This window comes from Streptomyces pseudovenezuelae (genome assembly GCF_029892565.1).
Taxonomy (GTDB): Bacteria; Actinomycetota; Actinomycetes; order Streptomycetales; family Streptomycetaceae; genus Streptomyces; species Streptomyces pseudovenezuelae_A.
In genome coordinates this window covers 57,336-80,164 of record NZ_JARXVH010000001.1, presented here as the reverse complement: position 1 = coordinate 80,164, position 22,829 = coordinate 57,336, and the positions used below count along the sequence as shown (strand labels likewise).

19 protein-coding genes and 2 pseudogenes are annotated in these 22,829 nt (G+C 70.8%); 9 read left to right on the top strand and 12 right to left on the bottom strand.

From position 1 onward, the window contains the following. Positions 1-209 precede the first annotated feature (209 nt). Positions 210-1,085 (bottom strand): alpha/beta fold hydrolase, encoded by an 876-nt coding sequence (locus tag M2283_RS00375; protein ID WP_280873858.1) that lies wholly within the window; start codon positions 1,083-1,085, stop codon positions 210-212. A 70-nt stretch (positions 1,086-1,155) separates the two neighbouring features. Between M2283_RS00375 and M2283_RS00370 the strand changes: the two are divergent. Then, positions 1,156-1,830: pseudogene (locus tag M2283_RS00370) on the top strand (DJ-1/PfpI family protein); the annotation flags it as partial. 17 nt (positions 1,831-1,847) lie between these two features. Here M2283_RS00370 and M2283_RS00365 read toward each other — a convergent pair. Further along, entirely contained in the window at positions 1,848-3,038 is a 1,191-nt protein-coding gene (locus M2283_RS00365) for an IS110 family transposase (protein ID WP_280873857.1), read from the bottom strand. Positions 3,039-3,269: 231 nt separating this feature from the next. On the opposite strand from M2283_RS00365, the pseudogene M2283_RS00360 reads away from it, so the two are divergent. Then, a pseudogene (locus tag M2283_RS00360) lies at positions 3,270-3,542 on the top strand (helix-turn-helix domain-containing protein); the annotation flags it as partial. Positions 3,543-3,551: 9 nt separating this feature from the next. Here M2283_RS00360 and M2283_RS00355 read toward each other — a convergent pair. From M2283_RS00355 to iolC, 6 genes are read right to left on the bottom strand one after another with little or no spacing between them, the layout of a single operon-like run. Further along, complete coding sequence (locus M2283_RS00355) at positions 3,552-4,337, bottom strand: GntR family transcriptional regulator (protein WP_280873856.1); 786 nt, start codon at positions 4,335-4,337, stop codon at positions 3,552-3,554. Positions 4,338-4,372: 35 nt separating this feature from the next. After that, positions 4,373-5,866 carry a CoA-acylating methylmalonate-semialdehyde dehydrogenase gene (locus M2283_RS00350; protein ID WP_280873855.1) on the bottom strand — a complete coding sequence of 498 codons (1,494 nt, stop codon included), beginning with the start codon at positions 5,864-5,866 and terminating at the stop codon, positions 4,373-4,375. Positions 5,867-5,895: 29 nt separating this feature from the next. After that, positions 5,896-7,773: a 3D-(3,5/4)-trihydroxycyclohexane-1,2-dione acylhydrolase (decyclizing) gene (iolD, locus tag M2283_RS00345; RefSeq protein ID WP_280873853.1), complete on the bottom strand. Its 1,878-nt coding sequence runs from the start codon at positions 7,771-7,773 to the stop codon at positions 5,896-5,898. Further along, complete coding sequence (gene iolB, locus M2283_RS00340) at positions 7,773-8,663, bottom strand: 5-deoxy-glucuronate isomerase (RefSeq protein WP_280873852.1); 891 nt, start codon at positions 8,661-8,663, stop codon at positions 7,773-7,775. The genes iolD and iolB overlap by 1 nt, the downstream gene beginning before the upstream one ends. A 28-nt stretch (positions 8,664-8,691) precedes the next feature. Beyond that, on the bottom strand, positions 8,692-9,570 hold the full coding sequence (locus M2283_RS00335; RefSeq protein ID WP_280873851.1) for a Cgl0159 family (beta/alpha)8-fold protein: 879 nt from the start codon (positions 9,568-9,570) through the stop codon (positions 8,692-8,694). Positions 9,571-9,584: 14 nt separating this feature from the next. After that, positions 9,585-10,547, bottom strand: a complete 963-nt coding sequence (gene iolC, locus M2283_RS00330) for a 5-dehydro-2-deoxygluconokinase (protein ID WP_280873850.1) — start codon at positions 10,545-10,547, stop codon at positions 9,585-9,587. Between the two features lie 289 nt (positions 10,548-10,836). Here iolC and M2283_RS00325 point away from each other — a divergent pair, with 289 nt between their 5' ends. From M2283_RS00325 to M2283_RS00300, 6 genes are all read left to right on the top strand, one after another. Beyond that, on the top strand, positions 10,837-11,856 hold the full coding sequence (locus M2283_RS00325) for a sugar ABC transporter substrate-binding protein (protein ID WP_280873849.1): 1,020 nt from the start codon (positions 10,837-10,839) through the stop codon (positions 11,854-11,856). After that, a complete protein-coding gene (locus M2283_RS00320; RefSeq protein WP_280874666.1) occupies positions 11,856-12,932 on the top strand; it encodes an ABC transporter permease in 1,077 nt (358 codons plus the stop codon). Before M2283_RS00325 ends, M2283_RS00320 begins: the two co-directional genes overlap by 1 nt. Before the next feature lie 4 nt (positions 12,933-12,936). Further along, entirely contained in the window at positions 12,937-13,860 is a 924-nt protein-coding gene (locus M2283_RS00315; protein ID WP_280873848.1) for an ATP-binding cassette domain-containing protein, read from the top strand. 1 nt (position 13,861) lies between these two features. Further along, entirely contained in the window at positions 13,862-14,764 is a 903-nt protein-coding gene (locus M2283_RS00310) for a sugar phosphate isomerase/epimerase family protein (RefSeq protein WP_280873847.1), read from the top strand. A gap of 19 nt (positions 14,765-14,783) precedes the next feature. Next, positions 14,784-15,803: a Gfo/Idh/MocA family protein gene (locus tag M2283_RS00305; protein WP_280873846.1), complete on the top strand. Its 1,020-nt coding sequence runs from the start codon at positions 14,784-14,786 to the stop codon at positions 15,801-15,803. Positions 15,804-15,886: 83 nt separating this feature from the next. After that, entirely contained in the window at positions 15,887-17,623 is a 1,737-nt protein-coding gene (locus tag M2283_RS00300; RefSeq protein ID WP_280873845.1) for a tetratricopeptide repeat protein, read from the top strand. On the opposite strand, the gene M2283_RS00295 is transcribed toward M2283_RS00300, so the two are convergent. The 4 genes from M2283_RS00295 to M2283_RS00280 form a co-directional block, all read right to left on the bottom strand. Further along, positions 17,572-18,594: a Gfo/Idh/MocA family protein gene (locus tag M2283_RS00295; RefSeq protein WP_280873844.1), complete on the bottom strand. Its 1,023-nt coding sequence runs from the start codon at positions 18,592-18,594 to the stop codon at positions 17,572-17,574. The two genes, M2283_RS00300 and M2283_RS00295, sit on opposite strands and share 52 nt — an antisense overlap. A 96-nt stretch (positions 18,595-18,690) precedes the next feature. Further along, positions 18,691-19,695: a Gfo/Idh/MocA family protein gene (locus M2283_RS00290; protein ID WP_280873843.1), complete on the bottom strand. Its 1,005-nt coding sequence runs from the start codon at positions 19,693-19,695 to the stop codon at positions 18,691-18,693. A 44-nt stretch (positions 19,696-19,739) separates the two neighbouring features. Continuing rightward, a complete protein-coding gene (locus M2283_RS00285) occupies positions 19,740-20,516 on the bottom strand; it encodes an SDR family oxidoreductase (protein WP_280873842.1) in 777 nt (258 codons plus the stop codon). 8 nt (positions 20,517-20,524) lie between these two features. After that, entirely contained in the window at positions 20,525-21,691 is a 1,167-nt protein-coding gene (locus M2283_RS00280) for a phytanoyl-CoA dioxygenase family protein (protein ID WP_280873841.1), read from the bottom strand. 105 nt (positions 21,692-21,796) lie between these two features. Here M2283_RS00280 and M2283_RS00275 point away from each other — a divergent pair, with 105 nt between their 5' ends. After that, complete coding sequence (locus M2283_RS00275) at positions 21,797-22,828, top strand: LacI family DNA-binding transcriptional regulator (RefSeq protein WP_280873840.1); 1,032 nt, start codon at positions 21,797-21,799, stop codon at positions 22,826-22,828. Position 22,829: the final 1 nt, after the last annotated feature.

The following is a 22,829-nucleotide window of genomic DNA, read 5'->3' as shown; positions in this document are numbered from 1 at the left end:
CGATGCCCGGCAACGCCCACCCGCACAACCTGGCACTCACCAGGTGACGGCGACGTCGTTCACCTCACGGACCGGTCTCCGGCCGGCGTGTGGCGGGGCCACGGCCTTACGGGGACTTCATCGCGCGGAATCCGGAGTTCTTCGCGCGGACCGAGCGCCGGGTGGTGAGCTACTGGTCCTGCTACCACCGGTGGAAGTTCCCCCCAGGCTCAACTGCCCGAATCCGAACGGCGTTGCCTGATCGGTGACTTACTCTGCACCGCCGTGAAGAAGCCGGCGAGCGCGCGGGCGATCCGGGCGGGGGCGTTCTCCGTGGGGATGTGTCCCGCGTTCGGGATGCGTACGAGCGTGGTGTGCGGGATCTCCGCGGCGAACCGCTCCGCGTAGTCCACCTTCTCGAAGTCGTCGTCCTCGCCCCAGATCAGCAACTTCGGTGCTGTGGACCGTCGTAGCGCGGGGACGAGGTCGAGGGTGTAGCGGCTGTCGGCCGCGCTCGCCAGGGCCGTCCAGGAGCGGCGGACCCGCGAACTGGTCCACGGTTCCAGGTAGTCCGCGATCCGCTGTTCGGTGGCGGCATCGCCAAGCGTCGCCGTCACCGCTTGTCGGCGGGCAGCGAGGACGTCGTCGGCGGCGGCACCCGGGCCCCGGAACCGGGCCACGTGGGGCGCCGGCCAGGAGTCGTACGTCACCGAGTTGACCAAGGCCAGCCGGGACACGGCCAGTTGGCCGTGGACGAGGAGATGCTGGGCGACGGCCCCGCCGATGTCGTGGCCCGCCACGGCGATCGGCCCGTCGATCTTCAGCGCGGACGCGAAGCGTGCCACCCAGTCCGCGAGGGCCGGGACCGTGGCGGTCTCCGGAGTGAGCTCGCCTCCCGAGCGCCCCAGTCCGGGGAGATCGACCGCGATGGGCCGCAGCCCCGCCTCGGCGAGGTGGGCGAGGACCGGGAGCCAGACCCGGCTCCAGTACGTGCCGTGCAGCAGCAACACGGCCGGACCGCCCTGCTCCACGGCCAGGTAGCTGGCCGGCTCGCCGTCGACCTGGACTTCGGTCCTCGACACTCCCGTTTCGGTGATGTCACTCATGGGACCACTGTGACCGGGACCGCCCTCCCGTCCGAGAGTCCAGAAAGACGCCTGTGGGTACATTCCTGTCATGAACGTCCATCGAGTGGTGGCCCTGCTCAACGCGCCCCAGTCACCCTTCGAGCTCGCCTGTGCCGCGGAGGTCTTCGGCACCGCCCTGCCGGACGTGCCGCCCCGCTACAGCTTCCGGATCTGCGCCGAGCACCCCGGACCTCTGCGGACCACGGTCGGTTATGCGATGCACGTCGACTCGGGGCTCGCCGCCCTGCGGGACGCGGACACCGTGGTCGTCCCCGGCTGGCAGCCGCCCGGCGCACCGGTGCCGCCGACCGTCACCGAGGCCCTGCGGGCGGCCCACCGGCGCGGGGCGCGGATCGTCGCCGTCTGCACGGGCGCGTTCGTCCTCGCGCAGGCAGGACTGCTCGACGGCCGCCGCGCCACCACCCACTGGCGCGGCACCGCCCAACTCGCCGCCGCCTTCCCCGAAGTGCGGGTGGAATCGGACGTGTTGTACGTGGATCACGGCGACGTGGCGACCAGCGCCGGAACCGGCGCGGGCATCGACCTGTGTCTGCACCTCGTACGCTCCGACCACGGCGCCGCCCACGCCGCCCAGATCGCCCGGAACATGGTCCTGCCGCCGCACCGGGAGGGCAGCCAACTCCAGTACGCCGCACAGCCCGTGCCGGCCAAGGCGGACGAGTCACTGGCGCCACTGCTGGAGTGGGCCACCTCCCGGCTGGACGATTCCTAATGAGGATGTCAAGCGGTGTGTGTGACAGGCGGTGCTGCTTGGTAGCACCGTCCGTCACGCAGGAGAGCCCACAGGACGTTGACGCGTCGGCGTGCGAGGGCCATGACGGCTTGGCTGTGCCGTTTGCCTTCGGCTCGCTTGCGGTCGTAGAAGCGGCGGGATTCGTCGCAGCAGCGGATGCTAATCAACGCGGAGGTGTAGAAGACGCGTTGGACGCGGCGGTTGTAGCGGGTGGGCCGGTGCAGGTTGCCGCTGACCTTTCCGGAGTCGCGTGCGACGGGGGCGACGCCGGCGAATCCGGCGAGCCGGTCGGCGCTGTCGAAGGCGTTCAGGTCACCGCCGGTCGCGGCAAGGAATTCCGCCCCCAGCAGCGGCCCAATGCCAGGCATGCTGGCGATCACTTCGGCATGGCGGTGCTGACGAAACCGGCCCTCGATGAGTTTGTCCGTCTCGGCGATCTTGTCGTTGAGAGCCATCACCTCCTTCGCGATGGAGTGCACGACCTGGGCGGTCATCCGCTCTGCGGGCAGGGCGGTGTGCTGGCTCTCGGCGGCCTGGACGGCCTTGGCGGCGAGCTGGTCGGGGCGCACGACCTTGCGGTTGCGCAGCCAGGTGGTCAGCCGCCGGGTGCCGGCACGCCGGATGGCGGCCGGGGTCTGGTAACCGCTCAGCAGCACCAACGGGCCGACGTTGGTCAGGTCGAGCTCGCGCTCCAGGCCGGGGAAGATCTCGGTGAGATGGCCGCGGAGCCGGTTGATGGTCCGGGTGCGGTCGTCACTGAGATCGCGGCGGCGGCGTGTGAGGATCTTCAGCTCGGCCACCAGCTCGTCGGTGGGCCGCAGCGGCGCCAGGTCACGGCGGATGCGGGCCTGGTCGGCGATGACCGCCGCGTCCTTCGCGTCGGTCTTGCCGTCGCCCCGGTAGCCCTCCGAGGCACGGTTGACGGTCCGGCCGGGTATGTAGAGCAGCGGCTGGCCGTGGTTGAGCAGGATGGCGATCACCAGGGCGGCCCCGCCGTCCGCCAGGTCGATGCCCCAGGTGACTTCGTCACCCAGGTCGAGGACGTCAGCCAGGAGCTGCAGCAGCTCGGTCTCCTCGTTCGCCACGCGCCGCGACAGCAGCCGCTTGCCGGTGCCGTCGATCACCACGCAGTGGTGATGGGTCTTGCCAGCGTCGATACCGGCCCAGATCGCTGTCACTCGCTTCTCCGCAGGTCGCTTGTACACGGGTACCACGGACGACCTCGCTGTCGAGTCCCTACTGAGCGATCAGTACCGCAATTCCCAATGAGCAGCCGAGTCGTCGTGGGGCGCCGGGCGGCGAATCGTCCGAAGCCATACGAGCGGCACACGACTGAAAGCCACACCCGGCACCCCTGGGTGAGCCAACCCTACGAATGGCTCGCTCAGCCCGACCAACAACGTAGGGACCGACTGACCCTCGATCGGCTCGCCGAACGCGCCGGGCTGTCCAGCCGGACCCTGGCCCGGCGGTTCACCGAGCAGCTCGGCACCAGTCCGGGACAGTGGCTGCTCGCCCGGCGCCTCGACGCGGCACGGGTCCTGCTCGAACAGACCGACCTGCCGGTCGAAGCCGTCGCCACCCGGGTGGGACTCGCCTCGGCGGTCAACCTGCGCCGCCGTTTCCGGGCACACCTCGGCACCACACCCGGCGCCTACCGACGGACGTTCGGCGAGACCTGACGCCTCGGCTCAGGGCCTGACCAGCAGCTGGAAGTCGAACGCGTAGCGGGACGCCCGGTAGATGTGCCTCCCGTACTCGACCGGCCGGCCCGTGTCGTCGTACGCCGTGCGCTGCATGGTCAGCAGGGCGGCACCCGCCGTCTCGTCGAGGCGGGCCGCCTCCTCGGGGGTGGCGGAGCGGGCGCCGATGGTCTGACGGGCGCTGTGCAGGGTGATGCCGGCGGTGCGCATCATCCGGTACAGGCCGGTCGACTCCAGCCGGGCGCTGTCCAGTTCGAGGATGTTCGCGGGCAGGTAGTTGCACAGGAAGGCGACCGGCTGGCCGTGCGTGCAGCGCAGCCGCTCCAGGGCGACGACCTCGCTGCCCTCGGTGATGCCGAGCGCGGCGGCGACGTCCGCGGTCGCCGACTCGCGCTCGTTGCGCAGCACATCGGTGGTCGGCCCCTGGCCCGCCGCCTCCAAGTCGTCGTAGAGGCTGCTGAGTTCCAGCGGACGCTTGACCTGGCTGTGCACCACCTGCGTGCCGACCCCGCGGCGGCGCACCAACAGGCCCTTGTCGACGAGGGATTGGATGGCCTGGCGGACGGTGGGTCTGGACAGGCCCAGGCGCATCGAGAGATCGATCTCGTTGCCCAGGAGATTGCCCGGGGCGAGGATCCCGTGCTCGATCGCCGCCTCCAGCTGCTGTGCGAGCTGGTAGTACAGCGGCACCGGACTGCCCCGGTCCAGGGCGAAGTCCAGCGAGTGGAGCGCGGGGGCGGTCATGGCACGTGCGGGGTCGCCGGCCTTCGCCATGGAGGTACCTCCCTCGAAAGAGACCTGACGGCGGGTCAGGAGTGGCTGGGGAAACCGAGGTTGATGCCCGCGTCGGCCGGGTCCGGCCAGCGCGTGGTGATGACCTTCCCCTGGGTGTAGAAGGCGATGCCGTCATTGCCGTAGACGTGCAGGTCACCGAAGAGGGAGTCCTTCCAGCCGCCGAAGGAGTGGTAGCCGACGGGCACCGGGATCGGCACGTTCACGCCGACCATGCCCGCCTTGACCTCCAGCTGGAACCGGCGGGCGGCGCCGCCGTCGCGGGTGAAGATCGCGGTGCCGTTGCCCCAACGGGAGTCGTTGATCAGCTTGATGGCCTCGTCGTACGAGTCCGCGCGGACCACGACCAGGACCGGGCCGAAGATCTCGTCCTTGTACGCGTCCGCCGTCAGCGGCACCCGGTCCAGCAGCGATACGCCGAGGAAGAAGCCGTCCTCGTGGCCCTCGACCGAGAAGCCGGTGCCGTCGACCACGACCTCGGCGCCCTGCTCGGCGGCCGACGCGACGTACGAGGCCACCTTGTCGCGGTGCTCGCGCGTGATCAGCGGGCCCATCTCGGAGGCCGGGTCGTTGCCGGGGCCGATGCGCAGTTTGCCGGCGCGCTCGGCGATCTTGGCGACCAGCTCGTCACCGGTGTCGCCGACCGCGACCACGACGGACACGGCCATGCAGCGCTCGCCGGCCGAGCCGTAGGCCGCGTTGATCGCCTGGTCGGCGGCGAAGTCCAGGTCGGCGTCGGGCAGGACGAGCATGTGGTTCTTGGCGCCGCCCAGGGCCTGCACGCGCTTGCCGTGCTCAACCGCCTTGAGCTGGATGTACTTCGCGATCGGCGTCGAGCCGACGAAGGACACCGCCTCGATGTCCGGGTGCTCCAGGATGCGGTCGACGGCGACCTTGTCGCCCTGCACGACGTTCAGGACGCCGTCGGGCAGGCCCGCCTCGGAGGCGAGTTCGGCCAGCCGGAAGGACGCCGACGGGTCCTTCTCGCTGGGCTTGAGGACGAAGGTGTTGCCGGTCGCGATGGCGAGCGGGAACATCCACATCGGCACCATGGCCGGGAAGTTGAACGGCGTGATGCCGGCGACGACGCCGAGCGGCTGGCGGATCGAGGCCACGTCGACGCGGGTGGAGACCTGCGTCGACAGCTCGCCCTTCAGCTGGACGCTGATCCCGCAGGCCAGCTCCACGATCTCCATGCCGCGCGCGACCTCGCCCAGCGCGTCGGAGTGCACCTTGCCGTGCTCGGCGGTGATCAGCTCCGCGATCTCGTCGCGATGCGCGTCCAGCAGCTCGCGGTACTTGAAGAGGATCGCCGTGCGCTTGGCGAGCGAGGAGACACCCCAACTCTCGAACGCGGCCTTGGCGGAGGCGACGGCGGTGTCCACCTCGTCGACGGTCGCGAACGCGACCTGCTTGTCCTGCGCGCCGGTCGCCGGGTCGTACACGACGCCGTAGCGGCCGGAGTCGCCCTCGACGGGCTTGCCGCCTATCCAGTGCGTGATCGTCTTCATGGCGCGAAAGCCTTTCGGTGGAGGGGAGTTCAGAGGTGGCGGCGGCGGTCGGCGACCTGACGGTCGTACTCCTCGCGGGCCTGTACCGCGGCCTCGCGGGAGGCCGTCTCGGCGACCGGCACGTCCCACCAGGCCTCGGCCGGGGGAGCGGTCGGGGTGGCGGTGTCGGTCTCGACGTGGACACACGTCGGACGGTCGGAGGCGCGGGCCATGGCGAGCGCCTCGCGCAGTTCACTGACCGTCTTGGCGCGCAGGACGTCCATGCCGAGGCTGGCCGCGTTGGCGGCCAGGTCGACCGGGAGCGGGGCGCCGGAGAAGGTGCCGTCGGCGGCCCGGTAGCGGTAGGCGGTGCCGAAGCGCTCGCCGCCGACCGACTCGGAGAGGCCGCCGATGGAGGCGTAGCCGTGGTTCTGGATGAGCAGGAGGTTGACCGGCAGGCCCTCCTGGACGGCTGTGACGATCTCGGTCGGCATCATCAGGTAGGTGCCGTCGCCGACCAGCGCCCATACGGGCGTGTCGGGCGTGGCCTGCTGGACGCCGATCGCGGCCGGGATCTCGTAGCCCATGCAGGAGTAGCCGTACTCCAGGTGGTACTGGCGCGGGCTGCGCGAGCGCCACAGTTTGTGCAGGTCGCCGGGGAGCGAGCCGGCCGCGTTGATCACCACGTCGTCGTCACCGACGACCGAGTCGAGGGCGCCGAGCACCTGGGTCTGGGTCGGTACGGCGTTCTCGTCGGCGGCGGTGAAAGCGGCGTCAACAACCTGTTCCCAGCGGTCCTTGCCCGCACGGTAGGCGGCCTCGTAAACCGAGTTCACACGGTGACCGGACAGCGCCTCCGTCAACGCTGTGAGCCCCGCCCTCGCGTCGCAGACGAGCGTGCGCGCAGCCAGCTTGTGGGCGTCGAACGCGGTGATGTTCAGGTTGACGAACCGCACGTCCGGGTTCTGGAAGAGCGTGTGGGAGGCGGTGGTGAAGTCCGTGTAGCGGGTGCCGACGCCGATCACCAGGTCCGCGGTGCGCGCGATGTCGTCGCTGACCTCCGTGCCGGTGTGGCCGATGCCGCCGAGGTCCGCCGGGTGGTCGTACCGCAGCGAGCCCTTGCCCGCCTGGGTGGAGGCGACCGGGATACCGGTGGCGTCCACGAGGGCCTTGAGGGCCTCCTCCGCCTTGCTGTGGTGGACCCCGCCGCCCGCCACGATCAGCGGACGCTCGGCGGCCCGGATCGCGGCCACGGCCTCCGCCAGCTCGTAGGGGTCCGGCGCGGGACGCCGTACGTGCCACACGCGCTCGGCGAAGAACTCCTCCGGCCAGTCGTACGCCTCCGCCTGCACGTCCTGCGGGAGCGCCAGCGTCACCGCGCCGGTCTCGACGGGGTCGGTGAGCACGCGCATGGCGTTCAGCGCGGAGGGGATCAGGGCTTCGGGGCGGGTGACGCGGTCGAAGTAGCGGGAGACCGGGCGCAGGGTGTCGTTGACCGACAGGTCCGCCTCGACCGGGTGCTCCAGCTGCTGGAGGAGCGGGTCGGCGGCGCGGGTGGCGAAGTAGTCGCCCGGCAGGAGCAGCACCGGCAGGCGGTTGATGGTGGCGAGGGCGGCGCCCGTCACCAGGTTGGTGGCGCCGGGGCCGATCGACGTCGTCACGGCCTGCGCGGACAGGCGGTCCAGCTGGCGGGCGTAGCCGACGGCCGCGTGCACCATGGCCTGCTCGTTGCGGCCCTGGTGGTAGGGCATGGTGTCCTCGCCCGCCTCCAGGAGGGCCTGGCCGACCCCGGCAACGTTGCCATGGCCGAAGATGCCCCAGGTGCCGGCGATCAGCCGGTGCCGTACGCCGTCGCGCTCGGTGTACTGGACGGACAGGAACTGGACCAGGGCCTGGGCGACGGTCAGACGGCGGGTGCGGGTGCTCATCAGGACTTCTCCGGTGCCGTGTAGAGGGGGAGTCGGGGGTCGACCGGTTGCTCCGGCCAGGTGTCGCGGACCCAGGCGTGGTCCGGGTGGTCGCCGATCAGCCAGGTGCGGTCGGGCTCGGGACCCGCCATGACGTTCAGGTAGTACATGTGGTGGCCGGGCACGGCCATCGACGGTCCGTGCCAGCCGTCGGGGATCAACACGACGTCTCCGCCGCGCACTTCGGCCAGGACGTCCGTGCCCCGTCCCTGCCCGGAGGGGGAGACGCGCTGGTAGCCGAGGCCGGGGATGCCCTCGTGGTCGGCGAACTCGAAGTAGTAGACCTCTTCGAGGACGGACTCCTCGCCGGGCCGGTCCTCGTCGTGCTTGTGCGGCGGGAAGGACGACCAGTTGCCGCCCGGGGTGAGCACCTCGACGGCGATGAGCTTGTCGCACTCGAACACGCCCGCCGCGCCGAAGTTGTTGACCTGCCGGGAGGAGTTGCCGGTGCCGCGCAGCTCCACCGGCACCGCGGACGCCGGTCCGTAGCGGGCGGGCAGCCGGCGGGTGCAGCGCGCGCCGTTGAGCGCGAACCGCCCGCCGCCGGCCGACATGACGGTCGCGCGGGCGTCCCGTGGCACGTAGGCGAAGTCGCTCACCGAGGTGAACACGCTGTCGCGACCGGTGAGTTGGAAGGTGTCGTGGCCGAAGTCGTCGGCGGCGGCGACCGTGCAGCCCCCGCTGAGCGGGATGACGATCCACTCGCTGTCGCCGGTGTCGAAGGTGTGGCTGCCGCCCGGCGGCAGCTCCAGCACCCGCAGGCTGGAGTAGCCCCAGCCGGCCTTCTCCGGCGTGATGTCCACGACGTACGGGCCGCCGAGGGCCTTTCCTGCGGGAAGGTGATACGTCATTGCGTTCCTCCGTGTCACGACCGGCACGTCACAGCAGACCGACGGCCGTGTCGACCGCCGTCTCCACAGTGCCCTCGGCCGGGTAGAGCAGCGAGCGGCCGACGACCATGCCCTGCACGGTGGGCAGCCGCAGGGCCTTGCGCCAGCGTTCGTACGCGCCTTCCTGGTCCTCGCCCACCTCGCCGCCGAGCAGCACGGCCGGCAGCGTGGAGGTCTCCAGGACCTCGCCCATGTCGTCCGGGTCGTCGGTGACGGGGAGCTTGAGCCAGGTGTAGGCGGAGCTGCCGCCGAGGCCCGAGGCGATGGCGACCGACTTGGTGACGGCCTCGGCGGAGAGGTCGTTGCGGACCCTGCCGTCGGTCCGGCGGGAGATGAACGGCTCGACGAATACGGGGAGTCGGCGGGCCGCCATGTCGTCGATGGCCCGCGCGGTGGTCTCCAGGGTGGTGAGCGAGCCGGGATCGGTGTAGTCGATACGGACGAGGAGCTTGCCCGCGTCGAAGCGCAGCCGCTCGATGTCCTCGGCGCGGTGGCCGGTGAAGCGGTCGTCCATCTCGAAGACGGCGCCCGCCAGGCCGCCGCGGTTCATGGAGCCCATGACGACCTTGTTCTCCAGCACCCCGAGCAGCAGGAGGTCGTCGAGGATGTCGGCGGTGGCCAGCACCCCGTCGACGCCGGGGCGGGAGAGCGCGATGCAGAGACGTTCCAGCAGATCCGCCCGGTTGGCCATGGCCAGGCGGCGGTCGCCCACGCCCAGCGCGCCGCGGGCCGGGTGGTCGGCGGCCACGATCATCAGGCGGCCGCTGTCGCCGAGCAGCGGGCGGCGCACGCGCCGGGCGGCGGCTTCGGCGACGGCCTCGGGGTGCCGGGCTCTGACCGTGACGAGGTCGGGGATGCTGATGGACAAGGCAGAGCTCCGTTTCAGGCGGTGGCGCGCGCGAGGAGGCCGTCGACCTCGGCTTCGGTGGGCATCGCGGAGGAACAGGCGAGCCGGGAGGCGACGAGGGCGCCGGCCGCGTTGGCGTAGCGCATGGTTTCGGCCAACTCCCAGCCGGACAGCAGCCCGTGGACGAGCGAGCCGCCGAAGGCGTCGCCGGCGCCGAGTCCGTTGACCACCTCGACGGGCACCGGCGGCACCTCGGCGGTGGTGCCGTCGCGGTGCACGGCCAGCACGCCCTTGGGGCCCTGCTTGACGACGGCGAGCTCCACGCCCGCGGCCAGCAGCGCATCCGCGCAGGCCCGCGGCTCGCGGACGCCGGTGGCGATCTCGCACTCGTCGAGATTGCCGACCGCGACCGTCGCGTGACGCAGTGCTTCCTCGTAGTACGGGCGGGCCTCTTCGGGGTCGCGCCAGAACATCGGGCGCCAGTCGAGGTCGAAGACCGTGGTGCCCGACTTGTCGCGGGCCTTCAGGGCGGCGAGTGTGGCGGAGCGGCTGGGCTCCTCGCTCAGGCCGGTGCCGGTGATCCAGAAGACGCGGGCCGCCCGGATCGCCCAGAAGTCCAGCTCCTCGGTGTGAATCTCCAGGTCAGGAGCCTTAGGCTGCCGGTAGAAGTAAAGAGGGAAGTCATCCGGCGGGAAGATCTCGCAGAAGGTCACCGGTGTCGGGTACGCGGCGACGGACGTCACCCAGCGGTCGTCGACGCCGAACTCCTTGAGCGCCTCGTGCAGATAGGTGCCGAAGGGGTCGTCACCGGTGCGGGTGATCACCGCCGTGTTCCGGCCGAGCCGGGCGGCGGCGACCGCCACGTTGGCGGCCGAACCGCCGAGGAATTTGCCGAAGGTCTCGACCTGGGCCAGGCCCACACCTACCTGAAGGGGGTAGAGATCGACTCCGATACGGCCCATAGTGATCAGGTCGATGGGCTGGACTGACTGGGCCATGTGCGACGCTCCTCGGGCTGTACTGGGGATGCGGGCCCCAGAGGACCTCCGCCTCCCAGGTGTAGGCCTCTGGAGCCGATGCTGTCAATAGTTTGTACTGACATTCGGACCTGCTTGTGAAATGATGTCTTAACAAAGTATTGACAGTGGGCGCGCCACGGGATTGGATCCCGTCCCAGTACTTCTGCCGTATTTGCGGCGCACGACCCGGACATGCCAAGATCCCGGGCCCCGGATCTTTGAGATCCCTCTCCCTTTCCCCCGCAAGCACAGTGAGGTGCCAGGAAAGATGGACCGCTCCACTCACCACCGCTCCCGCAGAATCGTCCCCGTAGTGGCGGTCGCCGCGGCAGCCGCGCTGACCCTCGCCGGCTGCTCCAGCAGCTCCGGGGGCAAGAAGTCCGAAGAAGGTGGGTCGGGCGCCTCGGCGGGCAAGGCCACCACACCTCGTATGACGGTCGCTCTCGTGACGCACCAGTCGCCCGGTGACACCTTCTGGGACATCGTCCGCAAGGGCGCCGAGGCCGCCGCGGCCAAGGACAACATCAAGCTGATCTACTCGGCCGACCCGAACGCGGGCAACCAGGCCAACCTGGTGCAGAACGCGATCGACCAGAAGGTCGACGGCATCGCGATCACCCTCGCCAAGCCGGACGCCATGAAGGACGTCGTGAAGAAGGCGACGGCCGCGAAGATACCCGTGGTCGGCCTCAACTCCGGTGTCAGCGACTGGCAGAAGCTCGGCCTGATGGAGTTCTTCGGCCAGGACGAGACGGTGGCGGGCGAGGCGTTCGGCAAGAAGCTGAACGAGCTGGGTGCCAAGCACACGGTCTGTGTCGTCCAGGAGCAGGGCAACGTCGGCCTGACCCAGCGCTGCAACGGCCTCAAGGAGACCTTCTCCGGCAAGACCGACGTCCTCTACGTCAACGGCACCGACATGCCGTCCGTGAAGTCGACGATCACCGCCAAGCTCAAGACGGACTCGTCCATCGACTACGTCGCCACGCTCGGCGCCCCGTTCGCGTTGACGGCCGCGCAGTCGGTGACCGACGCGGGCAGCAAGGCGAAGGTCGCGACCTTCGACCTGAACAAGGACCTCACCACGGCCATCAGCAAGGGCACGATCCAGTTCGCGGTCGACCAGCAGCCGTACCTGCAGGGTTACTTGGCGATCGACTCGCTGTGGCTCTACAAGAACAACGGCAACTACATGGGCGGCGGCGAGCAGCCGGTGCTGACCGGTCCCGCGTTCGTCGACAAGTCCAACGTCGAAGCGGTGGCGGCGTTCGCCGCGAAGGGCACCCGGTGATCAGTATGACCCAGCACGCCGAGCCGGCGGTGGACACACCGCCGGCCCCCGGCCCCAAAGAGGCCGACGGCAGGACCTCCCAACGCCCGCTGGTCTTCAAGCTGTTGGCGCGCCCCGAGGTGGGTGTCTTCCTCGGCGCCGCCGCCGTCTACGTCTTCTTCCTGATCGCCGCACCCCCGGTGCGCGACGGCAGTTCGATGGCGACGGTGCTGTACCAGTCGTCGACGATCGGCATCATGGCGCTGCCGGTGGCGCTGCTGATGATCGGCGGCGAGTTCGACCTGTCGTCCGGCGTCGCGGTCATCACCTCGGCGCTCACCGCGAGCATGCTCAGCTACCAACTCACCATGAACGTGTGGGTCGGTGTCATCGTCGCGCTGCTCGTGTCGCTGGCGGTCGGTGCGTTCAACGGCTGGATGGTCGTCAAGACCGGGTTGCCCAGCTTCCTGGTCACCCTGGGCACGTTCCTGATCCTCCAGGGTGTGAACCTCGCGGTGACCAAGCTGGTCACCACCAACGTGGCCACCGACGACATCAGCAACATGGACGGCTTCGGCCAGGCCAAGAAGATCTTCGCGTCGTCCTTCGACATCGGTGGCGTCCAGGTGAAGATCACGGTCTTCTACTGGCTGGTCTTCGCGGCGATCGCCACCTGGATCCTGCTGCGCACCAAGTACGGCAACTGGATCTTCGCGGTCGGCGGCAACAAGGACAGCGCCCGAGCCGTCGGTGTCCCGGTCACCTTCACCAAGATCTCGCTGTTCATGCTGGTCGGCTTCGGCGCCTGGTTCGTCGGCATGCACCAGCTCTTCACCTTCAACACCGTGCAGTCGGGCGAGGGCGTCGGCCAGGAGCTGATCTACATCGCGGCGGCCGTCATCGGCGGCTGTCTGCTGACCGGTGGTTACGGCTCGGCGATCGGCCCGGTCTTCGGTGCCTTCATGTTCGGCATGGTCAACCAGGGCATCGTCTTCGCCGGCTGGAACCCGGACTGGTTCAAGGCCTTCCTCGGCGTGATGCTGCTGGGCGCCGTGCTCATCAACTTGTGGGTCCGCCAGTCGGCGACCCGGAGGTGACCCCATGACATCCATGAACAAGGCCGGCACCCACGGCGAGATCATCCAGGACACGGTCCCCGAGGAGGGGGCGAAGGACGCGCCGATCGTCGAACTGCGCAACGCGGGCAAGTCCTACGGCAACATCCGTGCCCTGCACGGCGTCGACCTCCAGGTCTTCCCCGGCCAGGTCACCTGCGTGCTGGGTGACAACGGCGCGGGCAAGTCGACCCTCATCAAAATCATCTCGGGCCTGCATCAGCACACCGAGGGCGAGTTCCTCGTCGACGGCGTCCCGGTGCGCTTCTCCACCCCGCGCGAGGCCCTCGACAAGGGCATCGCCACGGTCTACCAGGATCTGGCGACGGTGCCGTTGATGCCGGTGTGGCGCAACTTCTTCCTCGGTTCGGAGATGACGAAGGGCCCGTGGCCGGTACGGCGTCTCGACATCGACCGGATGAAGAAGACCGCCGACCACGAGCTGCGTGAGATGGGCATCATCCTGGACGACCTGGAGCAGCCCATCGGCACGCTCTCCGGTGGCCAGCGTCAGTGTGTGGCGATCGCCCGCGCCGTGTATTTCGGTGCCCGTGTGCTGATCCTGGACGAGCCGACCGCCGCTCTCGGCGTCAAGCAGTCCGGCGTCGTGTTGAAGTACGTCGCCGCCGCCCGTGAGCGTGGTCTGGGCGTCATCTTCATCACGCACAACCCGCACCACGCCTACATGGTCGGCGACCACTTCAGCGTGCTGCGCCTGGGCACCATGGAACTCTCCGCCTCGCGTGCCGAGGTCAGTCTCGAAGAGCTGACCAACCACATGGCCGGTGGTACCGAACTCGCCGCTCTCAAGCACGAGTTGTCCCAGGTTCGTGGTGTGGACGTCGACGAGCTGCCGGAAGCGAAGGACCTCGGCGCACCCGTGGCGACCGCGTCCGAAGGGAAATCCTGAGATGGCGAACGCCCTGGACCGCATCAGGGTCGGCTCCGCCCCCGACTCCTGGGGTGTCTGGTTCCCCGACGACCCGCAACAGGTGCCCTGGGAACGCTTCCTGGACGAGGTCGCCCAGGCCGGTTACCCGTGGATCGAGCTGGGCCCGTACGGCTATCTGCCGACCGACCCGGCCCGCCTCACCGACGAGATCGCCAAGCGCGAGCTCAAGGTCTCGGCCGGCACGGTCTTCACCGGCCTGCACCGCGGCCCGTCCGTCTGGGAGTCCACCTGGGAGCACGTGAGCCAAGTGGCCGCGCTCACCCAGGCGATGGACGCGAAGCACCTCGTCGTCATCCCGTCCTTCTGGCGCGACGACAAGACCGCCGAGATCCTGGAGCCGCCGGAGCTGACCGGCGAGCAGTGGGCCCATCTGACCAAGGGCATGGAACGGCTCGGCCACGAGGTGAAGGAGGCGTACGGCCTCGACATCGTCGTGCACCCGCACGCCGACACCCACATCGACACCGAGGACCACGTCGAGCGCTTCCTCGACTCGACCGACTCCGAACTGGTCAACCTCTGCCTGGACACCGGTCATTACGCCTACTGCGGCGGCGACAGCGTCAAGCTGATCGAGACCTACGGCGAGCGCATCGGCTACCTCCACCTCAAGCAGGTCGACCCGGAGATCCTCGCCGACGTCGTCGCGAACGAGGTGCCGTTCGGGCCAGCCGTGCAGCGCGGTGTGATGTGCGAACCGCCCACCGGAGTACCGGAGTTGGGGCCGGTCCTGGAGGCCGCGCAGAAGCTCGGCGTGGAGCTGTTCGCCATCGTCGAGCAGGACATGTACCCGTGCGAGCCGGACCGACCACTGCCCATCGCGGAGCGCACCCGCAAGTTCCTGAGGTCCTGCGGCGCCTGACCACCCGAGGGGGACGACCATGGCTCAGCGTGGAACGCTAGGAGTGGCCGTCGTCGGCACCGGCAAGATGGGCGCCGACCACGTCCGCCGTATCCAGGAAGTCACCAGCGGAGCCCGGGTTGCCGCCGTGGTGGACGTCGACGCGGAGCGCGCGAAGGCCGTCGCCGCCCGGGCCGACGGCTGCACCGCGTACACCGACCCGGCCGCCGCGATGGCGGCGGCCGACGTCGACGCCGTCCTGATCGCCTCGCCGGGGCCCGCCCACGAGGCGGCGCTGCTGACGGCGTTCGAGCACGGCCTGCCCGTGCTGTGCGAGAAGCCGCTCACCCCGGACGCGGCCTCGGCGCTCCGCGTGCTGGAGGCCGAGCGGAAGGTGGGGCGGCGGCTGGTCCAGGTGGGCTTCATGCGGCGCTACGACGCCGAGTACCTGAGACTCAAGTCTCTGCTGGAGACAGGCCAGTTGGGCAGGCCCCTCATGCTCCACAACCGGCACCGCAACGTCGCCTCGGCGCCCGACTGGCGCAGCGAGATGCTGATCAACGACTCCGTCGTGCACGAGATGGACGTGACCCGCTGGCTGCTCGGCCAGGAGATCACGGCGGTGACGGTGCTGTGCCCGAGACCGTCCGCGAACGCCCCGGACGCCCTGCGGGACCCGCAGTTCGTCGTCTTCGAGACGGACGGCGGTGCCGTCGTCGACGTCGAGATCTTCGTCAACTGCGGCTTCGGCTACCAGGTCCAGGCCGAGGTGGTCTGCGAACGGGGCACCGCCCGCATCGGCGAGGGCCACGCCATGGTCACCAACATGGCCGGCCGCTGGGGCGGCACCATCGCCCAGGACTTCACCGAACGCTTCGCCGACGCCTACGACCGCGAACTCCAGACCTGGGTCGACGCCACCCGCGCCGATGAGGTCATCGGCCCCAGCGTCTGGGACGGGTACGCGGTGGCGGCCGTCTGTGAGGCGGGGGTGCGGTCGCTGGAGGAGGGCGGCCGGGCGGAGGTGGAGCTGGTGGAGCGCCCGGGGCTGTACGCCTGACGGCATCTGGCCGATCAAGTCAGGGCCGCACGCAACTTCCTTGCGCCCTCGGCCGTCCTTTGATTGACGGCTGGGGGCTGCGGATGGGTGTGCTGCGGATGGTGCTGCCGCTGCCGCGCGCGGTGGCCCGGGTGGCGCCGGGTGCGGGACGGCCGCTGCTCGGTGCGACGCTGCTGCGCTGCCTCACGCCCAACTGGGTGCTGCTGCGACCGCCGCCGACGGCACGCCGGGTGGCGTGGGCGGCGGAGGCGGTCACCCTGTACCGGTCGATCGGCGCGGAGAACCGCCCGGACGAGCTGGCCCGCGCCCTGCTGCTGCACGGCCAGGCGCTGCTGCTGGCGGAGCGGCACGAGGAGGCGGTCGCCGAGGTGGACGCCTCGCTGGCCGTGCCGGGCGCACGACCGTCCCCGGCCCAGACCGCGAGCGCCCTGCGCACCCGGGCACAGGCCCTCCTGGACGGCGGCAGGGCGGAAGAAGCCCTCGCCCCGGCCCACGAGTGCGTGGAGCGGTACCGCCGCGCCCCACTCCCGGCCCGCCGTGACCGAGCGCTGGGCGGGCTGTCGGCCGCACAGCTCACCCTCGCGCTGGTGCTGGGCCAGCTCGGTCGCACCGCCGAGTCGGTGGCGGTGTACGAGGAGTGCGCCGAGCTCCTGCGAGCCATGTCCGTACGCCAGTTGGGACGGGCCACGTTGACCCGGCCGAGGGTGTTCGTGGAACTGGTCGACGGACTCGGGGCTCTCGGCCGCCACGAGGAGGCACTGGCGCTCGGCGCGGAGGCGGAGGAGGCCCTTCAGGGACCGGTCGCGTGGGTCGGCCCGGAACTCGTCCAGTACCTGCGCGTACGGCTCCGCACGGCCCTGGCCCGCAGCCGCCTCGCCACGGGCCGGACCGCCGAGGCACGCGCCACGGCCGAGGAAGCGGTCACGCAGGCCCGCAAGGCGGTCGAGCGCCACCCGCTGCGCGGGCCGCTCTGGTTGGTCGACGCGTTGGGCTGTCTGGCCTCGGTCCTCCGCGAAGTGAAGGCGCGCGAGGACGAGTTGGGCGTCCGACGGGAGCTGGTGGACGCCTACGCGCGGCTCGCGGCCGACCGCTCGACGGACTACGAGCCGTACCTCGTCGACGCTCTGGCCGCTCTTGCCGCCGTGCACGAGGCCCTCGGCGAGCACCCCGAGACCGTCGCCGCGACCGAGCGGGGCGTGGCCGTCCTACGGCGCCTGGTGGACCTCGATCCGGCGCGCTTCGAGCCCCATCTCGCCCGCTGGCTGGCCGACTTGAGCATCGGCCAACAGGACGCCGGTGAGACGGAGCCCGCGGTGGCGACCGCCCGGGAGGCGCTGACCCTCACCCGCCGGCTGGCCGAGTCCGACTGGGCGACGTACGCCCCTCTGACGGCACGTCAACTCCGGGTCCTGGGCGCCGCCTTGCGTCGCGTCGGCGACCACGCGGGAGCCGTGGCGAGCCACGGGGAGGCCGAGGCCCTCCTGCGTGACGTGGTGGAGCACGCCGGCGGCGACGTCGACCGGCACGTGTCCGACCTCGCCCGGACCCGTCTCCTGCTGGGCCGGGCGCTCCGGAGGGCCGCCACGGCCGACGGCACCGCCGAGGCCGTACCGGCCCTACGCTCGTTGCTCGCGCTCACCCACCGCACGGACGCCACCGGCGTCCACGCCACCTGCGTCACGGCCTTCGCCGAGGCGCGGGGGGAGTATCAGGACGACGTCGTACGGGAGTGGGAGCGGACGACCGGGCAGCCGTACCCCACGTTCGTCTACCGTCCGATGACCGACCTCGGCCGCGGCTCGAAGCCCGCCGCCCGATAGCACTCGTCGATCAGCGTCATCGTCGCCACCGCGTCGTCCGCGTCCAGCGGCAACGGCTCGCCGCCGCGTACTCGCGCCGCGAACGCCTCCAGTTGGTACGTGTACGAGGACCGTGTGCCGAGCCGTTCCGTGCGCTCGCCCTTCGCCGTGCGTACGACGATCCGGTCGTCGAGGTGGGGGAGGACGAAGTTCGGGGCGCTCGCCTCGCCCTCGGTGCCGACGATCCGGCAGCTCATCTCCAGTTCGTCGTACGCCATGTGGCAGCGGGCGATGCCGGTGGCCCCGTCGGGGTACTCCAGTTCGGCGTCCAGCCACTCGTCGACCCCGGGTGCACTCGCCCGCTCGCCGCCCCGTGCGGAGACGAGCCGTGGGGCGCCGCCCGCCCAGGGGGCGAGGCCGCGCAGGGCGTGCAGGCTGTAGCAGCCCAGGTCCATCACGGCGCCGCCGGCGAGGGGGAGGGACCAGCGCGGGTCGGTGTCGGGCGGCGCGGGGATCGCGACCAGCGCCTCGACCCGTCGCAGCTCCCCGATCTCGCCGCTCGCGAGGATCTCGTGCAGGCGTCGGGTGACCGGGTGGAAGAGGTAGTGGAAGGCCTCCATGAAGACCGTGCCGGTCTTCGCCGCCGCCTCCCGGACCTCGGCCGCCTCCTCGGCGTTGCTCGCCGACGGCTTCTCCGACAGGACGTGCTTGCCTGCCGCGAGGGCGGCGAGGTTCCACGGGCCGTGCAGCCCGTTGGCGAGCGGGTTGTAGACCACCTCCACCTCGGGGTCGGCCAGCAGGTCGGCGTAGGAGTCCGCGACCCGCTCCACGCCGTGCTCGGCCGCGAAGGCCTCGGCGCGGGAGCGGTCGCGCGCGGCGACCGCGACCAGGCGGTGGCCGGTCGCGCCGGCCGGGTCGACGAGTGCGCGCTCGGTGATCCGCGCGGCTCCCAGGATTCCGATGCGCAGGGGTTCCCGGACCGGTTCGCTCATGGCTGCGGCTCCTCTTCGAGGGTGACGGCGGTGCCGTAGGAAGGTTCCGGGCGCCGAAGGCCGGTCCTGCGCCCGGAACGTGTGTGGGGCCCCGGGTCAGGCGCCGCGGACCTCGACGATCGTCACCGGGCGGTGCTCCTGCAGGGAGAGCGTGCAGGCGTCGGCGATCCAGCCGGCCTCCAGGGCGTCCGCCACCGTGCAGGGGGAGGTGCGGGTGCCCGCCACGACCTCGGTGAACGCGGTGAGTTCGGCGCGATAGGCCGCTGTGAAGCGGTCCATGAAGAAGTCGTACGGAGTGCCCGCCGGGAAGGTCACGCCGGGCTCGACCGAGCGCAGCGGGAGCCGGTCCTCCAGGCCCACGGCGATGGTGTCGTCGAAGCCGTGGATCTCCATGCGGACGTCGTAACCCCGGCCGTTGTGGCGGGAGTTGGAGACCACCGCGATCGTGCCGTCGTCGAGGGTGAGGATCGCGCCGGTGGTGTCGGCGTCGCCCGCCTCCTTGATGTAGTCGGCACCCCGGTTGCCGCCGACCGCGTACACCTCGGTCACCTCGCGGCCGGTCACCCAGCGGATGATGTCGAAGTCGTGCACCGAGCAGTCCCGGAAGATGCCACCGGAGGCGGCGATGTACGCGGCCGGCGGCGGCGCCGGGTCCAGCGTGGTCGAGCGGACCGTGTGCAGCTTGCCCAGTTCGCCGGACTGGACGGCCGCCCGCGCGACGACGAAACCGGCGTCGAAGCGGCGGTTGTAGCCGATCTGGATCGGCACGTCGCTGCCCTCGACGGCCTTGAGGACCTGCACGCCCTCGGCCATGGTCTTGGCGACCGGCTTCTCGCAGAAGACGGGGATACCGGCCTCGACGGCGGCCAGGATCAGGCCCGGGTGGGCGTCGGTCGCGGCGGCGATCACCACACCGTCCACCCCGGCGGCCAGCACGGCCTCGGGCGAGTCCGCGACCTCGGCGCCGAAGCGCTCGGCGGCCTTCTTGGCGGCCTCCGCGAACGGATCGGCCACGACGAGCGACTCGACCGCGTCGAGTCCGGAGAGGGTCTCGGCGTGGAAGGCGCCGATGCGGCCGAGGCCGAGGATTCCGATACGCATGAGGGTGCTGCTCCTTGGAAGTGCGGGTTTCTTGCGGGGAGGGATCAGTCGAGGGCGCCGAGGACGTTCTGGTCCCAGTCGAGCACCGAACCGGTGACCACGCCCGATCGGTCCGACAGCAGGAAGACCACGAAGTCGGCGATCTCGTCCGGCTGGCCGAGCTTGCCCATCGGCAGCTTGGCCGCGGCCTCCTCGCGCCAGCCGTCCTCGGCGCCGTGGAAGGCCTTCTGTGTGGCGTCCTCGCCCTCGGTCGCCGTCCAGCCGATGTTCAGGTCGTTGATCCGGATCCGGTCCCAGCGGTGCGCGTGGGCGGCGTTGCGGGTCAGCCCCGCCAGACCGGCCTTGGCCGCGGAGTACGCCGCCAGGTTGGGCGGGCCGCCGTGGGCGCAGTTGGAGCCGATGTTGACGATCGTGCCGGGCGCCTTGCGGCCGAGCATGTCGGCGACCGCCGCCTGCATGGCGAAGAAGGGCGCCTTGAGGTTGATCGCGATGTGCTTGTCGAACAGCTCCGGCGTGGTCTCGAGGAGCGAGCCCCGGGAGGTGAGCCCGGCCGAGTTGACCAGGCAGTCGACGCGACCGTAGGCGGCGACGACGTCACCCACGGCGGTCGTCGCCTGCTCGGCGTCCGCGAGGTCGGCGCGGATGAACATCGCCTTGCCGCCGGCCGCCGTCAGCTCGCCCACCAGCTCCTCGCCCGGTGCCGGGCGCCGCCCGGTCACGGCCACGACCGCGCCCTCGCGGACCGCGGCCCGGGCGATCGCGGCGCCCACACCCTGGCTGCCGCCGTTGACCAGCACGACCTTGTCGTCTAGAAGGCCCATGATTCTCCTCAGCTCTCGCGCCGCTCGGCGCAGGCCCGCAGCTCGTCGCGCAGAGCCCGGGGTGTCCATGTCTCGCGCAGCGCCCGCCGCACCACGTCCGCCTGGGAGGGCGGGGCGAGGCCGTCGACGGGTGGGTCGCTGTCGAGGTTGGTCGGGAAGGGGTAGCCCTCGGCGCTCGCGGCGATCACGTTCTCCAGCCACTCCTCGCCGACGCCCTCGGCACGGCGCCGGAGCAGGGCGGGGAACACGGCGTTCGCGACCGCCTCGCGGTCCACCGTCTCCATGGCCCGCCCGAACGCGGAGGACACCTGGAGCAGGTTGGCCGCGCGCCGGATGTCCGCGGACCGGTTGGTGCCGGCCGCGTGGAACAGTGCGGGGTTGAAGAAGGCCGCGTCGCCCTTGGCGAGCGGAAGCTGCACGTGGTGCGCCTCGAAGTAGGCCCGGAACTCCGGGAGCCGCCACGCCAGGTAGCCCGGCTCGTACTTCTGGGAGTGCGGCAGGTACATCGTCGGCCCGGACTCGACCGGCATGTCGCAGTGCGCCACCGCGCCCTGGAGGGTCAGCACGGGGGAGAGGGCGTGCACGTGCGCCGGATAGGCGGCCGCGGCCTCGTTGGACAGGAAGCCCAGGTGGTAGTCCCGGTGCACGGTCTGTGCCGCGCCGCCCGGGTTGACCACGTTGACCTGCGAGGTGACCTGGTAGCCCGGGCCCAGCCAGGCGGCCGAGACCAGCGCCACCATGTCGTTCGCGTAGTAGTCGGCGAACGCCTCGGGGTCGTACAGGGCCGCCTTCTCCAGCGCGTTCCACACCCGGTCGTTGGCGCCCGGCTTCGCGAAGTGGTCGCCGGCGCTCACGCCCGAGGCACGCTGCTCGGCGATCAGCGCGTCGAACACGGTGCTCAGCCCGTCGACCACGGACAGGTCGGGGAAGGCGCCCTTCAGGACCACGATGCCGGGCCCGTCGGCGAGCGCCCGGACGAGTTCGTCCTCGACGGCGGCCGGTTCCTCGGTCTTGCGCAGGAGGCCGCTGTCGTAGACCAGGACGTCGCGCTCGACGCCGGTGGCGTACGGGTACTCGGCGAGGTCGGTGACCGTCTCGGCGAGGGTGCGGAATGCGTTGAGATCGCAGTCCTGCTCGGACAGCCGCGCACGGCTGCGGACGGAAATGAAGGACATCGTCGTCCTCTCGGAAACGGAGTGACCCAGCTCTGTCATTCTTGTCAGTACAAACCCCTCGAACAACCAGCAGGCAGCCATCAAAAACCCTTCAAGGAGTCGTCCGTGGGTCACCCCTTCCCGATCCGCGAGATCGCACGTCAGGCGGGTCTGAGCGAGGCCACGGTGGACCGGGTGCTGAACGGCCGGGGCGGGGTCCGGGAGAGCACCCAGCGCGAGGTCCGGCAGGCGATAGCCGACCTGGACCGGCAGCGCACCCAGGTCCGGCTGGTCGGCCGCACCTTCATGATCGACATCGTGATGCAGACGCCCGACCGCTTCTCCACCGCGATACGCGGCGCCCTGGAGGCGGAACTCCCCTCCCTGCACCCGGCCGTCGTCCGCTCGCGCTTCCACTTCCGCGAGACCGGCCCGGTGCAGGAACTCACCCGGACCCTGGACCGCATCGGCCGGCGGGGCTCGCAGGGCGTGATCCTCAAGGCGCCCGACGTCCCCGAGGTCACCGCCGCCGTGGCCCGGCTCGCGGAGGCCGGCATCCCCGTCGTCACCCTGGTGACCGACCTGCCCGCCACCGCCCGGCTCGCCTACGTCGGCATCGACAACCGGGCCGCCGGCGCGACCGCCGCGTACCTCATGGGCCAGTGGCTCGGCGACCGCCCCGGCAATGTCCTCACCAGTCTCAGCAGCGGCTTCTTCCGCAACGAGGAGGAGCGCGAGATGGGCTTCCGCAGCGCGATGCGCACCCGCTACCCCGAGCGCGCCCTGGTCGAGATCGCCGAGGGCCAGGGCCTGGACGCCACCCAGTACGACCTCGTACGGGCGGCGCTGGAACGCGACCCGGACATCCGGGCCGTCTACTCCATCGGCGGCGGCAACAACGCCACCCTCAGGGCCTTCGAGGACCTGGGCCGCGAGTGCGCGGTGTTCGTCGCGCACGACCTCGACCACGACAACACCCGGCTGCTGCGCGCGCACCGCCTGTCCGCCGTCCTCCACCACGACCTGCGCCAGGACATGCGGGAGGCCTGCCACATCGTGATGCGCGCCAACGGCGCCCTGCCGCCCGCCGGACCGACCCTGCCGTCCTCGATCCAGGTCGTCACGCCCTACAACCTGCCGTCACAGGCGGCGAGTTGAG

Coding starts and splice junctions, on each gene's coding strand:
- M2283_RS00295 (WP_280873844.1), bottom strand. CDS start 18,594: ATGAGCGAACCGGTCCGGGAACCCCTGCGCATCGGAATCCTGGGAGCC.
- M2283_RS00325 (WP_280873849.1), top strand. CDS start 10,837: ATGGACCGCTCCACTCACCACCGCTCCCGCAGAATCGTCCCCGTAGTG.
- M2283_RS00285 (WP_280873842.1), bottom strand. CDS start 20,516: ATGGGCCTTCTAGACGACAAGGTCGTGCTGGTCAACGGCGGCAGCCAG.
- M2283_RS00310 (WP_280873847.1), top strand. CDS start 13,862: ATGGCGAACGCCCTGGACCGCATCAGGGTCGGCTCCGCCCCCGACTCC.
- M2283_RS00355 (WP_280873856.1), bottom strand. CDS start 4,337: ATGGCGAAGGCCGGCGACCCCGCACGTGCCATGACCGCCCCCGCGCTC.
- M2283_RS00305 (WP_280873846.1), top strand. CDS start 14,784: ATGGCTCAGCGTGGAACGCTAGGAGTGGCCGTCGTCGGCACCGGCAAG.
- iolD (WP_280873853.1), bottom strand. CDS start 7,773: ATGAGCACCCGCACCCGCCGTCTGACCGTCGCCCAGGCCCTGGTCCAG.
- M2283_RS00290 (WP_280873843.1), bottom strand. CDS start 19,695: ATGCGTATCGGAATCCTCGGCCTCGGCCGCATCGGCGCCTTCCACGCC.
- M2283_RS00300 (WP_280873845.1), top strand. CDS start 15,887: ATGGGTGTGCTGCGGATGGTGCTGCCGCTGCCGCGCGCGGTGGCCCGG.
- M2283_RS00315 (WP_280873848.1), top strand. CDS start 12,937: ATGACATCCATGAACAAGGCCGGCACCCACGGCGAGATCATCCAGGAC.
- M2283_RS00375 (WP_280873858.1), bottom strand. CDS start 1,085: ATGAGTGACATCACCGAAACGGGAGTGTCGAGGACCGAAGTCCAGGTC.
- M2283_RS00350 (WP_280873855.1), bottom strand. CDS start 5,866: ATGAAGACGATCACGCACTGGATAGGCGGCAAGCCCGTCGAGGGCGAC.
- M2283_RS00280 (WP_280873841.1), bottom strand. CDS start 21,691: ATGTCCTTCATTTCCGTCCGCAGCCGTGCGCGGCTGTCCGAGCAGGAC.
- iolB (WP_280873852.1), bottom strand. CDS start 8,663: ATGACGTATCACCTTCCCGCAGGAAAGGCCCTCGGCGGCCCGTACGTC.
- iolC (WP_280873850.1), bottom strand. CDS start 10,547: ATGGCCCAGTCAGTCCAGCCCATCGACCTGATCACTATGGGCCGTATC.